Origin of the sequence: Pseudomonas sessilinigenes (genome assembly GCF_003850565.1) — a bacterium.
Taxonomy (GTDB): domain Bacteria; phylum Pseudomonadota; class Gammaproteobacteria; order Pseudomonadales; family Pseudomonadaceae; genus Aquipseudomonas; species Aquipseudomonas sessilinigenes.
The window spans coordinates 242988-255920 of sequence record NZ_CP027706.1; the positions used below are offsets into that span (position 1 = coordinate 242988).

Annotated in this window: 9 protein-coding genes; 3 read left to right on the forward strand and 6 right to left on the reverse strand. The window is 66.0% G+C overall.

Annotated elements, in window-relative coordinates:
• Positions 1–31 precede the first annotated feature (31 nt).
• From C4K39_RS01085 to C4K39_RS01095, 3 genes are read right to left on the reverse strand one after another with little or no spacing between them, the layout of a single operon-like run.
• The gene (locus C4K39_RS01085; RefSeq protein ID WP_124345467.1) at positions 32–1642 is read right to left on the reverse strand and encodes an arylsulfatase; all 1611 of its coding nucleotides are present in this window, start codon (positions 1640–1642) and stop codon (positions 32–34) included.
• Positions 1643–1656: 14 nt separating this feature from the next.
• Positions 1657–2472 carry an ABC transporter ATP-binding protein gene (locus C4K39_RS01090; RefSeq protein ID WP_124345468.1) on the reverse strand — a complete coding sequence of 272 codons (816 nt, stop codon included), beginning with the start codon at positions 2470–2472 and terminating at the stop codon, positions 1657–1659.
• Positions 2469–4061, reverse strand: a complete 1593-nt coding sequence (locus C4K39_RS01095) for an ABC transporter permease (protein ID WP_124345469.1) — start codon at positions 4059–4061, stop codon at positions 2469–2471. The genes C4K39_RS01090 and C4K39_RS01095 overlap by 4 nt, the downstream gene beginning before the upstream one ends.
• Before the next feature lie 336 nt (positions 4062–4397).
• Here C4K39_RS01095 and C4K39_RS01100 point away from each other — a divergent pair, with 336 nt between their 5' ends.
• Positions 4398–5420 carry an ABC transporter substrate-binding protein gene (locus C4K39_RS01100; protein ID WP_068580075.1) on the forward strand — a complete coding sequence of 341 codons (1023 nt, stop codon included), beginning with the start codon at positions 4398–4400 and terminating at the stop codon, positions 5418–5420.
• Between the two features lie 34 nt (positions 5421–5454).
• Here C4K39_RS01100 and C4K39_RS01105 read toward each other — a convergent pair whose 3' ends face one another.
• Positions 5455–6375, reverse strand: coding sequence for a LysR family transcriptional regulator (locus C4K39_RS01105; RefSeq protein ID WP_068580077.1), 921 nt, complete (start codon positions 6373–6375; stop codon positions 5455–5457).
• Positions 6376–6559: 184 nt separating this feature from the next.
• On the opposite strand from C4K39_RS01105, the gene C4K39_RS01110 reads away from it, so the two are divergent.
• Complete coding sequence (locus C4K39_RS01110; RefSeq protein WP_068580079.1) at positions 6560–7465, forward strand: TauD/TfdA dioxygenase family protein; 906 nt, start codon at positions 6560–6562, stop codon at positions 7463–7465.
• 201 nt (positions 7466–7666) lie between these two features.
• On the opposite strand, the gene C4K39_RS01115 is transcribed toward C4K39_RS01110, so the two are convergent.
• Together C4K39_RS01115 and C4K39_RS01120 are read right to left on the reverse strand one after the other, a co-directional pair.
• Positions 7667–9283: an alkaline phosphatase family protein gene (locus tag C4K39_RS01115; protein ID WP_124345470.1), complete on the reverse strand. Its 1617-nt coding sequence runs from the start codon at positions 9281–9283 to the stop codon at positions 7667–7669.
• 129 nt (positions 9284–9412) lie between these two features.
• Complete coding sequence (locus tag C4K39_RS01120; RefSeq protein ID WP_085598095.1) at positions 9413–10357, reverse strand: LysR family transcriptional regulator; 945 nt, start codon at positions 10355–10357, stop codon at positions 9413–9415.
• A gap of 153 nt (positions 10358–10510) precedes the next feature.
• Here C4K39_RS01120 and C4K39_RS01125 point away from each other — a divergent pair, with 153 nt between their 5' ends.
• A complete protein-coding gene (locus tag C4K39_RS01125; RefSeq protein ID WP_124345471.1) occupies positions 10511–12883 on the forward strand; it encodes a TonB-dependent receptor in 2373 nt (790 codons plus the stop codon).
• Positions 12884–12933 lie beyond the last annotated feature (50 nt).

A 12933-nucleotide genomic window follows, 5' to 3' on the forward strand; every position in this document is an offset into this window, starting at 1 on the left:
CTTGCCCGCGATGGCGATTGCCCGGCCGCGATCAATCCGGCTGGAACGGCGACTCGCTGAGGATCACCCCGGTCTCGTCCACGTAGCGCTGCCATTCCTGCAACAGGATTTGCAGCTTTTGCGGGTGGCTGCCGGCCAGGTCGTGGATCTCCCCCGGGTCGCGCCCAAGGTCGTACAACTGCCAGGTGGCCGGGCCCACGGGGCCTGGAATGTACACCGCCTTCCATTGCCCCTGGCGGATCGCCCGGCGGCCGAACAGCTCCCAGCCGGTGACCGTGTGCTCGTCATGCACCTGCGCCGTCTCGCCGGACAGGAACCCCAGCCAGGACTTGCCCCGTAGCGGTGCGATATCGCGCCCGCGCCAGCGCTTGCCCGGATGGCGCACGCCGGCCAGGTCCAGCAGGGTTGGGGTGATGTCCATCACCGTGCCGAAGCCATGGCTGACCTGTCCCTTGAGCGGCAACTGCGGGTAGTGCAGCAACGCCGGCACGCGAATCCCGCCCTGGGTGGTGAAGGCCTTGAACAGCCGCGACGGCGCGGTGGCGGCCTGAGCCCAGGCCGGTCCGTACCAGACATAGGAATTGGCCCGGCCGATATTCTGAAGGCGGTTGTCGTAGTGCTGGTCCAGGTAGCTCAACAGCTGCGGGCCGAACTTGGGGAAAGCCTCCAGCAGCGCCCCTTCGGCCCCGTTGTCGGACATGAACAGGATCAGCGTGTTGTCCAGCTGGCCCTGCTGGCGCAGGTAATCCACCACCCGGCCGATGTTCCAGTCCATGCGTTCCACCATCGCCGCATACACCTCCATGGCCCGGGCCGAGCGCTGGCGCTGATCATCGCTGAGGGCGGCCCACTCGACGTCCAGGCCGATCAGCGGGTGCGGCTCGACCTGGGCGTCCACCAGCCCCAGGGCCTTGAGCTTCTCCAGCCGTTCCAGGCGCAGGGCCTCGGGGCCGGCGTCGTAGCGCCCGCGGTACTTGGCGACGATCTCTTCAGGGGCCTGCAACGGCCAATGGGGCGCCGAGAACGGCAGGTAGGCGAAGAACGGTCGGCTCTGGTCGCGCTCCTTGAGGTACTGCAAGAGCTTGTCGCCGAAGGCATCGGAGGAATAGAACCCCTGGGGCAGCCCGTCGAGGAAGCGATCGTCCTCGATGTACAGCGCCGGGGTGGACTTGAGCAGGCCCGGAGTGTGCTCGTCGTAGGTGGGCTCGAAACCATAGTGGTTGGCCGCCCCGGGCAACAACGCGAAAGAGCGCTCGAAGCCCCGGGCGTGGGGCGCGCGGTCCACGGTCAGCCCCAGGTGCCACTTGCCGCTCATCAGGGTCTGGTAGCCGGCTTCGCGCAGCAGTTCGGGCAGGGCCGCTACCCGGTCGTTGAGGTGGCCCTCGTAACCCGGCTTGCCGATCAGTTCCGGGGTCAGGGCCTCGGCCATGGTGCCGATCCCGGCGATATGGTGGTCGGTGCCGGTGAGCAGCATGGAGCGGGTCGGCGAGCAGGTCGGGGCGGTATGGAAATCAGTCAGGCGCAGGCCGTTGAAGGCCAGGGCATCGAGGTTCGGCGTGGCGATCTCGCCCCCGAAGGCGCCGAGGTCGGAAAAGCCCAGGTCGTCGGCCAGGATCACCAGGAAGTTGGGACGTTGCGGCATCGAGTCACTCCTGTTCAGCAAGCAATGAAGGTCAAGGGCAGGTCGCTGATCCGTACCGGTGGCAGGGCCTGGTAGTGATCGTCGCTGGTCAGTTCGTGCAGCAGCTCCTCGCGCAACTGATGGAAGTCGAAGCTGCTACGCTGGCGCGGATGGGGCAGGGCTACCTCGACCACGCGCTTGATCCGCCCCGGGCGTGGCTCCATCACCACCACCCGGTCGGCGAGGAAGATCGCTTCCTCGACATCGTGGGTCACCAGCACCGTGGTGATCCGTGCTCGCTCGCGGATCGCCAGCAGCTCGTCCTGCATCTGCTGGCGGGTCAGCGCGTCGAGGGCGCCGAAGGGTTCGTCCAGCAACAGGATGCGCGGGCTGGCCACCAGCCCCCGGGCGATGGCCACCCGCTGCGCCATGCCGCCGGACAACTGGTGCGGGTAGGCCTTGGCGAAGTCCTTGAGGCCCACCAGCTCGATGAACTCGGCGATGCGCCGTTGGCGCTCGGCGGCGCCCAGCGGTTCGTTGACCAGGCCCAGGCCGATGTTCTCGGCCACGCTCAGCCAGGGGAACAACCGGTGCTCCTGGAACACGATGCCGCGTTCGCTGCCGATGCCACTGATGGCCTTGCCGTCGACGCGTATCTGGCCACGGAACTCGGTGTCCAGGCCGATCAGCAGGCGCAACAGGGTGGACTTGCCACAGCCGCTGGAGCCGACGATGGCGACGAATTCGCCCTCGGCAATGTCCAGGTTGAATTCGCGGATCGCCTCCAGCTCGCCACCGGCGACGGGAAAGCTCTTGCCCACGTGATTGAAGCTGACCAGAGGTGCGTTCATGCGTGTCTCCAACGGGTGGCGTGGCGTTCCAGCCATTGCCCAAGGAAGTTGATAAGGGCGCCGGTCAGGCCCACCAGCAGCATCCCGGCCATGATCAGGTCCATGCGCAGCAGCTGCTGGGCGCTGATCATCTGGCTGCCGATCCCACCGTCGGACGGCATGAAGTACTCGGCGCCGATGGTGCCCAGCCAGGCGTAGATCAGGCTCACCCGCAGGCCGGCGAAGATCCCCGGTGCGGCCCCGGGCAACACCAGGCGCCGCAGGCGCTGCCAGAGGCCCAGGCGCAACACCTGGGCCGCCTCCGCCAGTTGTGGCGAGAGCTGGGCGACGCTGCGCTGGGTGGCGATGAACAGCGGGAAGAAGGCGGCCAGGGCGACGAAGACCCACTTGGCCAGCTCGCCCAGGCCGAACCAGGCGGTAAGCAACGGCACCCAGGCGAAGATGGCGATCTGGCGCAGGGCGGCCAGGGTCGGCCCCAGCAGGCGCTCGCTCAGGCGCGACAGGCCCAGCAGCAGTCCCAGCCCCAGGCCCAGGCTGCCGCCCAGCAACAGCCCGGTGAGGGTACGTCCCAGGCTCAGGCCCAGGCCGCCCAGCAGGCTGGCATCGAGCAGGCCGTCGACGGTGGTGCCCAGCACCACCAGGGGGCTGGGCAGGATGTTGGCGTCCAGCCACTGGCGCTCGCTCGCCAACTGCCACAGGGCCAGCAGCGCCAGGGGCAGCAGCCAGGGTTGCAGGCGCTGCCAGCCCTGGTAGCGCGGGCCACGGCGAAACTCGGCGGTGGCCGGGTGCGGCCAGTACACCAGCTTGCGGTCCAGCCAGCCGATGCCGCGATCCATGGCCATGCCCAGCACACCGATCACCAGGATGCAGACGAAGACGATATCCAGCATGAACAGCTGCCTGGCCCAGACCATCAGGTAGCCGATGCCTTCGCTGGAGGCCAGCAACTCCACCGCCAGCAACGAGGTCCAGCCGGTGGCCAGGGCCAGGCGCACGCCCGCCATGAAGGCCGGCAGCGCGGCAGGCAGCACCAGGCGCCGCAGCAGCAGGATCGGTGGCAGGCGCAGTACGGCGGCGGCTTCGCGCAGCCGCGGTTGCGCGTCGCGCACGCCCACCAGGGTATGCAGGGTCACCGGGACCACCACTGCCTTGAGCAGTACCACCAGCTTGAGCAGTTCGCCGATGCCGAAAAACACCATGAACAGCGGTACCCAGGCCAGGGTCGGGATCTGTGCCAGGGCACCGAAGGTGGGAAACACCAGGCGCTCCAGGCGGCGGCTGAAGCCCATGGCGCCACCCAGCAGGGCGCCGGTGCCGATCCCGACCAGCAGGCCCCAGCCCAGCCGTTGCAGGCTGATCGCCAGGTGGCTCCAGAGTTCGCCGGCGGCCAGTTCCCGGGCGCTGTTCCAGACCAGCTCCGGGGCCGGCAGGATCTGCTCGCTCATCCATTGGTTGCGACTGGCCAGCCACCACAGGCCGAACAACCCCATTGGCAGCAACCAGGGCAACAGGTGCTTGGCCACCGGCCAATTTTGGCGCGGGCCGGAGGGTGCCCACAGGGGCAGGCTGAGCAAAGAAACACGGGCCATGGGTGACCTCCGTCGTCGGGTGCGGCATGGCATGGGGCGGGCCACGTCCAGGCGTGGCGGAACCGATCGCCCCTACAATATGCATTTGTGTTCTATTAAAAATCACATCAATGCTATTGAGCGATAAGAGAGGCCATTTAAGGCTTCCCGTCGTCACGCATCCAATGCATTTGGAGAATATTTTCCATGCATTTTCCGCATGTTCCCGGGGGAGCCCCGTACTGACTGATTTATTTCTTTCGGCTATTAAAATGTGAATTTTTAGTATTTAAATGCCATGCCCTGCTGGGCCTACCTTGGGCTCCTCAACGCCTTTGCCCTCCAGGAGCCGTCCCCATGAACCTTCCCTTCAAACGTGTGATCAGCCTGTTGGCCGCGCCGGCCCTGGCCGGGCTGCTGGGCTACCTGCCGCTGCTGGCCCAGGCTGGCGAACTCAAGGAAATCCGCATCGCCGTGCCCGACCTCAGCGCCGGTACCCAGCACAGTTCCGGCGGGGTGGTGGATGTGCTGCGCCACCAGCAGATCCTGGAGAAGGCCTTCGCCGACCAGGGCATCAAGATCCAGTGGAATTTCTTCAAGGGCGCAGGGCCGGTGATCAACGAAGCCTTCGCCAATGGCCAGGTGGACCTGGCCTACCTTGGCGACCTGGCGGCCATCATCGGCAAGTCCAATGGCCTGGATACCCGCCTGCTCAGTGCCACGGCCCGTGGGGTCAAGCATTACCTGGGCGTTGCGCCGGGGTCGGGGATCAAGACCCTGGAAGACCTCAAGGGCAAGCGCGTGGCGGTGTTCCGTGGCACCGCCACCCAGTTGTCCTTCGATGCGGCCCTGGCCAGCCGGGGCCTGAGCGAAAAGGACCTGAAGGTGGTCAACCTCGACTTCAATGCCGCCGTGGCGGCCCTGGCGGCCAAGCAAATCGACGCCTCCTGGGGCAGCACCGGGCTGTCTGCCCTGCGCAGCAAAGGCCTGGCCGAACTGCCCCTGAGTACCAAGGACCTGGGCGATGCCGGCAGTGTGCAGGCGGTGCTGGTAGGGTCGGGCAAGTTCGTCGACGAGCATCCCGAAGCGGTGGAAAAACTGCTCAAGGCCCAGCAGCAGGCGGTGCAATGGCTGACCCAGGACAGCAACAAGGAGGCCTATATCCAGCTGGTGTCGGGGCTGGCCAGTTATCCACCGGTGATTCTCCAGGATGACCTCAAGGACCAGCGCCTGAGCGAAATCTTCCCCTCGACCCTGGACCCGGTGTTCCTCGGCCGGTTGCAGGATGCCGTGGACCTGGCGGCCAAGGAGCGGCTGATCCGCAAGCCGTTCAAGGTCAGCGAATGGGTCGCCCCACAACTGGCCGCCGCCGGCCTGTAGCGCCCGGTCGCAGCCGCGCGCTGCTCGTCAGCGGCTACAGGGCGATGGCGACTTGCTGCTGGTCCACGCTCACCAGCACTTCGATCATCTTGCGGGCCGCTGGCGACAGGCGGAACCCGCTGCGGCTGACGATGCCGCAGCGGGCGTTCAGGCTGTCGATGTTCTGCGGCAGGTTGCGCCAGTGCAGCAGGGCCAGCGAACCCTGGGCGATATCCTCGGCGAACGCCTCGGCGGTGCCCACGCCAATGGCATTGGACTGGCGGACGATCTTCACCAGCGCCGGGAAATGCTCGGTCTCGATGGTCGGCGAAAAATCGATGCGCCCGCTCAGGTTGGCCAGCAGCTTGCGAATGCCCGGCGGGATCAGGGTGGTGGCCAGGGGGTAGTCGAACATATCGTTGGTGGACAGGCTTTCCTTGGCCAGCAACGGATGCCCGGGACGGCAGAAGAACACCCCGCGCTTGGGCGTCAGGGCCTGGGTCTGGTAGTTGGGATCGGCCTCGAAGTGGCGGATGTCGGCGATGAAGAACTCGATCTCCTCGCGGTTGAGGCTGCGGCTGAGTTTTTCCCAGTTATCCACGGCGAAGCAGGTGCGCACCCGCGGGTGGGCGCTGGTGAACTGCGCCACGGCGTCGGGCACCAGCTTCACCGCAGGCGCCGGGCCGCAGCCGAAGCGCACCTCGCCGGCATCGAGCTTGGTCATCTGGGTCACTTCACTGCTGAGCAGGGCCGCACCCTGCACCAGGCTCAAGGCATGCTGCAGCACCACCTGGCCCTCGGGCGTGGGGCGCAGGTCCTTGTTGCCCCGGTCCACCAGCACGCAGCCGAACTCCTGCTCCAGGCCCTGGATACTGCGGCTGAAGGCCGGCTGGGTGATGCCCATGGCATCGGCGGCGCGGACAAAGCTACGGTGCTCGTTGAGGGCGATGAAGTAACGCAATTGGCGAAGATCCATATGCTTTCCCGGCATCCGAAAAATAGCTCGAAGGCATTTGCGACGAGTGAGGAATGAGGTTTTAAATGCAAGCTCTTATTCCGTCAATGAAGCATGTATTTATCTATTAGATCTAAAATGAATATAGATAGAGCGTTGTTTCACGGCGATTTCAACCATGAGCAGTCCGCTGAGGGTGTCTTCGATGAGTAATGCCGCTTTAGCTGTCAAACCTGTTGTCCAGGCCCTTGAAATCCACCCGGTGGCCGGCCGTATCGGCGCCGAGATCCGTGGCGTGCAACTTTCCGGCGAGCTCGATGCCGCTACCGTGCAGGCCATCGAGCAGGCGCTGGTGCAGTACAAGGTGATCTTCTTCCGTGGCCAGGCCCACCTCGACGACCAGAGCCAGGAAGCCTTCTCCCACCTGCTGGGTGAGCCGGTGGCCCACCCCACCGTGCCGGTGCGCGACGGCACCCGCTACCTGATGGAACTCGATGGCGCCCAGGGCCAGCGGGCCAACTCCTGGCACACCGACGTGACCTTCGTCGACGCCTATCCCAAGGCCTCGATCCTGCGCTCGGTGGTGGCCCCGGCGTTCGGCGGCGACACCGTATGGGCCAACACCGCCACTGCCTACAACGAGCTGCCGGAGGAGCTGCGGGCCTTGGCGGACCAGCTGTGGGCGGTGCACAGCAACGAGTACGACTATGCCTCGGTCAAGCCCGACGTTTCGGCGGAACGGCTGGAGCGCTACCGCAAGATCTTCACCTCCACGGTGTTCGAGACCGAGCACCCGGTGGTCCGCGTGCATCCCCAGAGCGGCGAGAAGAGCCTGGTGCTGGGGCATTTCGTCAAGCGCATCAAGGGCTATTCCCAGGCCGATTCGGCGCACCTGTTCAACCTGCTGCAAAGCCATGTCACGCGCCTGGAGAACACCGTGCGCTGGCGCTGGAGTGCCGGTGACGTGGCGATCTGGGACAACCGCTCGACCCAGCACTACGCCGTCGACGACTACGGCAGCCAGGACCGCGTCGTGCGTCGGGTGACCCTCAAGGGCGACGTCCCGGTGGGTGTCCAGGGCCAGCGCAGCCAGACCACCAAGGGGGCGTGAACGCCCCGACGGTTGCAGGTCACCATCAACCCTGTAGCCGCTGCCGAGCTTGCGAGGCTGCGAAGGGCCCGAAGGGTTCCGAGGGCCACACAATCGCCGCAGCGGCTTCGGGACGGTGGCGGATTGGCGTTTTTTTCGCAGGCAAGTCGGATCGCCGCCCGCTCGCTCCTACGCAAGAACGAGGCCTTCGCCCCCCCGCTTTCACCACACGCCGATCTGTACCACCTTCTCCGCCTCCGGCTCGCCGTAGCGGAAACGCTGGCCCCGCAGGTCGATCTCCCCATGGCTGATGGTGGTCCGGCGCTTGAGGCCACGCAGCCATTCCAGCAGATACCCCAGGTGCTCCTCGCGCACCGACGCATAGGCCGGATCGGCCCCCAGGTCGTGCAGCTCCTGCGGGTCGTTTTGCAGGTCGAACAGCTGCGGGCGAAAACCGTCGTAGGCCAGGTACTTCCAGCGCTCGCTGCGCACCATGGTCATGCGGCAACGGTCGATGGGCTGGCCCAGGCGCTCCCGGGCCGGGGCCTGGAAGGCGTAGTCGTATTCGCTGATGGCGTAGCGGCGCCAGGGCGGCGTGGCGCCATGCAGCAGTGGGATCAGCGAGCGGCCCTCCAGGCGGTGCTCGGCACCCGGCAAGCCCAGGGCCTCGAGGAAGGTCGGCAGGGCATCGATGGTTTCTACCAGGCGTGCATCCACCGTGCCCCGGGTGCTGTGCGCCGCTGGCCGTGGATCGCGGACGATCAGCGGCACGCCTACCGCCGGCTCCAGCAGGAATTCCTTTTCCCCCAGGTAGTGATCGCCGAGGAAGTCGCCATGGTCGCTGGTGAAGACGATCAGGGTGTCGTCCCAGCGTCCGCTGCTGTGCAGCACATCGAACAGCCGGCCTAGCTGGTCGTCCACCTGCTTGATCAGGCCCATGTAGGTGGGCACCACGTTGGCGCGCACCTCATCGCGGGAGAAGTTCAGGCTCTCTTCGTGCTGGCGGAAGGCCTGGTACACCGGATGGTCGCTGGCTTCCTGCGGCGCGGCCCGCACCGGCGCCAGTACCTGCTCTGCAGCGTAGAGCGCGTGGTAGGGCGCCGGGGCGATATAGGGCCAGTGCGGCTTGATGTAGGACAGGTGCAGGCACCAGGGGCGCTCGCCCTGTTCGTGGATGAAATCGATGGCGCGGTCAGTGGTGTAGACGGTTTCCGAATGCTCTTCGGCGACCCGCGCCGGCAGGTGCGCGTGGCGCATCTTCCAGCCGCTGAGGATCTGCCCCTGCTCGCCGGCCGCGGCGTTGGCCCAGTCATGCCAGGGGTTGCGCCCGGCGTAGCCAAGCTCGCGCAGGTAGTGGGTGTAGGGCGCGGACTCGCGCTTATCGTCGAACAGCGGGTCGTCGGGGTAGATGCCGTCGTGGCGGAACCAGGGCTCGAAGCCTACTTCGTTCAACTGCTCGGCCTGGGGGCTGTCGGCGGCGATGGCCAGCCGCTGCTGGGCATCCAGGTTGGGCGTGGCGTGGGTCTTGCCCACCAATGCAGTGCGGATGCCGTGGGGCCGCAGGTAGTCGCCCAGGGTCAGTTCCTCAAGCGGCAGGGGCACGGCGTTCCACGCCACCTGGTGGCTGCTGACGTAGCGCCCGGTGTAGGCCGACATCCGCGACGGGCCGCAGATGGTGCCTTGGGTGTAGGCGCGGCTGAAGCGCACCCCGGCGGCGGCCAGGCGGTCGATGTTGGGGGTGTGCAGGTGCGGGTGGCCGTAGCACGACAGGTAATCCCGGCGCAGTTGATCGCACATGATGTAGAGCACGTTGCGCACGGGTTGGGGGGTAGGGGACATGGGCTTCACCGATCGAAAGACAGGTGAGGGTTTTCGCCTTCCCCAGGGGATGCCGGCAAGCGCATTTGCCGCATGCTTTTCATGCGTGATGTGCATCGCTCTTGAGGACGCCATCGCCGGCAAGTCGGATCAGATGGCGAGCTTGTGCAGCGAGCACAGCTCCTCATCCTGTGCGTCGAGGTGCTTGATCTCCTCGATCATCGCCTGGGCCAGCGGCGACAGCCGATACCCGGCGCGGCTGACGATGCCGTAGCGGGTGTAGAGCTCCTCCAGGTCGTCGGCCAGCCCCTCGATTTTCAGGCACACCAGCTCGCCCTTGGCCTGGTGCAGGGCATCGCTGTAGGAGCCGACGATGCCGATGGCGTCCGAGCGCAGCACCACCCCCAGCAGGCTGTAGCTGTTCTCGCATTCCACATTGGGCGTGAAGTCCGGCTTGCCACTGAGATCGACAATGACCTTGCGCAGGTTCGGCGGGCGGATGGTCACCGCCAGCGGGTAGCTCATCAGCTCGCTGGCGCTGACGCTGTCGCGCCCGGCCAGGGGGTGGCCGGCGCGGCAGCAGAAGTGCCATTTGCGCGGGCGCAGGCGCTGGGTCAGGTAGTCCGGGTCGGCCTCGAAGTGCCGGGTATCGGCGACGAAAAATTCGAACTCCTCGCACAGCAGGCGCTTGCCCAGGCTCTGCCAATCCTCCACCTGGAACTGCACCCGGGCCTTGGGGTAGCGCCCGATGAAGCTGCCGATGGCCCGGGGGATCAGCCCGGCCGCCGGTGCCGGGCCGCAGCCGAAGCGCAACTCCCCGGCTTCCAGGCCATTGAACTGGCTGATTTCGTTGGCCATCTGCTGGGCGCCGCTGACCAGCCGCCGCGCGTGTTCCAGCAGCAGCTGGCCCTGCTTGGTCGGCGCCAGGTCCTTGCGCCCACGGTCCACCAGCTGGCAGCCGACGCTGTGCTCCAGCGCCTGGATGCTGCGGCTGAAGGCCGATTGCGAGAGGTTCACCGTGGCCGCGGCGGCAACGAAGCTGCGCTGCTCGGCGAGGGCGATGAAGTGGCGGAGCTGGCGCAGGTCGATATGCATTTTTCACATAAAAAATATCGGGGAAATGCATTGGCTATGCATTAGGTCGACTCCTTATAAAGGCAATCTCTTATGCAGTAAATCTTTGTAAAAACATAAATAAATAACTTTAGGGAATATACGAGCTGTATGTTTTCTGACCAGGAGCCGCCCATGAGCCCGTTGTCCATCGCTTCACCCCTCACGCCTCGGCGGCTCAAGCGCCTGCCCCTGGCCCTGCTGCTGGCCGGCAGTGCCGGCTGGAGCGCGAGCTGGGCCGAGGAGGCGCCGGTGCCCCAGGCGAGCCCGGCCAAGAGCAGCGCCAACAAGGCCAAGGCCGATGGCGGCCAGTTGCAGACCGTGACCGTGACTGCCCGGCGCCGCGAGGAAAGCTCGCAGAACGTGCCCACGCCCATGAGCGTGATCGGCGGCCAGGCCCTGGAGAGCCAGCGGGTCTATCGCATCCAGGACCTGCAACAGCTGGTGCCCAGCGTCAACGTCGCCTACATGCATGCGCGCCAGTCCAGCGTGTCGATCCGCGGCCTGGGCAACAACCCGGCCAGCGACGGCCTGGAAGGCAGCGTCGGGCTGTACATCGACAACGTCTACCTGGGACGGCCGGGGATGGCGGTGTTCGACCTGATGGACATCGAGCAGCTGGAAGTGCTGCGCGGGCCCCAGGGCACCCTGTTCGGCAAGAACACCACCGCCGGGGTGATCAACATCAGCACCCGCGCGCCGAGCTTCACCCCCGAGCGCAGCATCGAGACCTCCCTGGGCGAGGATGGCTACTTCCAGACCAAGGGCACCCTTTCCGGACCGTTGACCGATGAGCTGGCGGGGCGGTTCTCGGCCTATCGCACCCGCAGCGATGGCGACATCAAGAACGAGCACGACGGCCACGACCTCAATGGCGGTTCGCGCCAGGGCTTTCGCGGCCAGTTGCTGTACAAGCCCAACGAGAGCTTCAACCTGCGCTGGATCGGCGACTACAACGAAGAGGACTCCAGCGCCGGCACCCGGGTGCTGTACAGCACCGGGCCGACCATCAACGGCAGCAATGTCTATGAGTCGCGCGCGGCGGCAGCGGGGGCGACCCTGGTCAACGGCAGCCATCGCAAGGTCAACCTGGACAACGACCAGCACGTCACGGTGTTCCAGGGCGGCACTTCGCTGGAAGCCAACTGGACCCTGCCCAGCGACTTCACCCTGACCTCGGTCAGTTCCTATCGCTGGTGGAACTTCACCCCGCGCAACGACGATGGCCTCAATGTGCCGGCCACCTACAACGCCGGGGTCTCGGTGGAAGATAAGCAGTGGTCCCAGGAGTTTCGCCTGGCCTCGCCCAGCGGCGGGTTCTTCGACTACGTGCTGGGGGCCTACTACTTCGGCTCGGACCTGGATAACAAGTCCTTCGCCTACTACGGGCCCAAGGCCGACATCTGGAACGGTACGCCCAACGGTGCGTTGAACGACGTCACCAGCATCGGCAAGGGCAAGATCCGCACCGACAGTTTTGCCCTGTTCGCCCAGGGCACCTGGCACCTCACCGAGCGCCTGGATTTCACCGCTGGCCTGCGTGGCACCTACGAGGAAAAAACCGCCTCGGTCGGCCGCGACGCACCCCTGGGCGGTGTAGCGGTCACCGGGGCTGCGGCCAATGCCCGGCGTGGCCGGGCCGGGGCCTACGATTCCGGCGACCTGAACCAGTACAGCACCAGCCCCTCGGGGTTGCTCAACCTGAGCTACCGCTTCAGCGATGACCTGCTGGGCTATGCCACCTTGTCCCACGGCGAGAAATCCGGCGGGGTCAACCTGGCGGTAGGCTCGGCGCCCACGGCCGGCGCCGACTCGTTGCTGATCGGCACCGAGCGCGCCAACAACGCCGAGCTGGGCTTCAAGAGCACCCTGTGGGACCGGCGCCTGCAACTCAACGCCAACCTGTTCTGGACCCAGGTCAACGGCTACCAGACCAACGCCTACGACTATGGCAACCGCGTGCAGTACCTGACCAACGCCGGTTCGGTGCGCTCACGCGGGGTCGAGGTGGAAAGCACCCTGGTGCCGCTGCGCGGCCTGACCCTGAACCTCAACGGCTCCTATAACGACGTGCGTTACCTGTCCTACAAGGATGCCCCATGCCCGCCGGAGGTCAGCTTGCGTCCCGGGGCGCCGGCGTCCTGCGATCTCACCGGGCACCAGGTGGTGGGTGCTTCGAAATGGATCGCCAACGCCAACGGCGAATACAAGTGGAACCTGGACAACGGCCTGGAGGAGTACGTCACCGCCAGCTATGCCTTCCGTTCCAAGGCCGTGGGCACGGTGGAGGATTCCCAGTACGGGCAGATCCCCAGCTATGCCGTGGTCAACCTCTCCACCGGCTTGCGGGGCAACTACGAGCAGGGCCAGTGGGATGTCTCGCTGTGGCTGAAGAACGCTTTCGACAAGACCTACTACACCACCCTCTGGACCGGCGGCAACGGCGGCTATGAGGGCCTTTTGGGCACGCCGCGAACCCTGGGCGTGACCGGTCGCTACGACTTCTGACATCCGCTTTTGCACCTGGCGCCAGGACTGCCGGCGCCCCTCAACCCGAA

Coding starts and splice junctions, on each gene's coding strand:
- C4K39_RS01085 (WP_124345467.1), bottom strand. CDS start 1,642: ATGCCGCAACGTCCCAACTTCCTGGTGATCCTGGCCGACGACCTGGGC.
- C4K39_RS01090 (WP_124345468.1), bottom strand. CDS start 2,472: ATGAACGCACCTCTGGTCAGCTTCAATCACGTGGGCAAGAGCTTTCCC.
- C4K39_RS01095 (WP_124345469.1), bottom strand. CDS start 4,061: ATGGCCCGTGTTTCTTTGCTCAGCCTGCCCCTGTGGGCACCCTCCGGC.
- C4K39_RS01100 (WP_068580075.1), top strand. CDS start 4,398: ATGAACCTTCCCTTCAAACGTGTGATCAGCCTGTTGGCCGCGCCGGCC.
- C4K39_RS01105 (WP_068580077.1), bottom strand. CDS start 6,375: ATGGATCTTCGCCAATTGCGTTACTTCATCGCCCTCAACGAGCACCGT.
- C4K39_RS01110 (WP_068580079.1), top strand. CDS start 6,560: ATGAGTAATGCCGCTTTAGCTGTCAAACCTGTTGTCCAGGCCCTTGAA.
- C4K39_RS01115 (WP_124345470.1), bottom strand. CDS start 9,283: ATGTCCCCTACCCCCCAACCCGTGCGCAACGTGCTCTACATCATGTGC.
- C4K39_RS01120 (WP_085598095.1), bottom strand. CDS start 10,357: ATGCATATCGACCTGCGCCAGCTCCGCCACTTCATCGCCCTCGCCGAG.
- C4K39_RS01125 (WP_124345471.1), top strand. CDS start 10,511: ATGAGCCCGTTGTCCATCGCTTCACCCCTCACGCCTCGGCGGCTCAAG.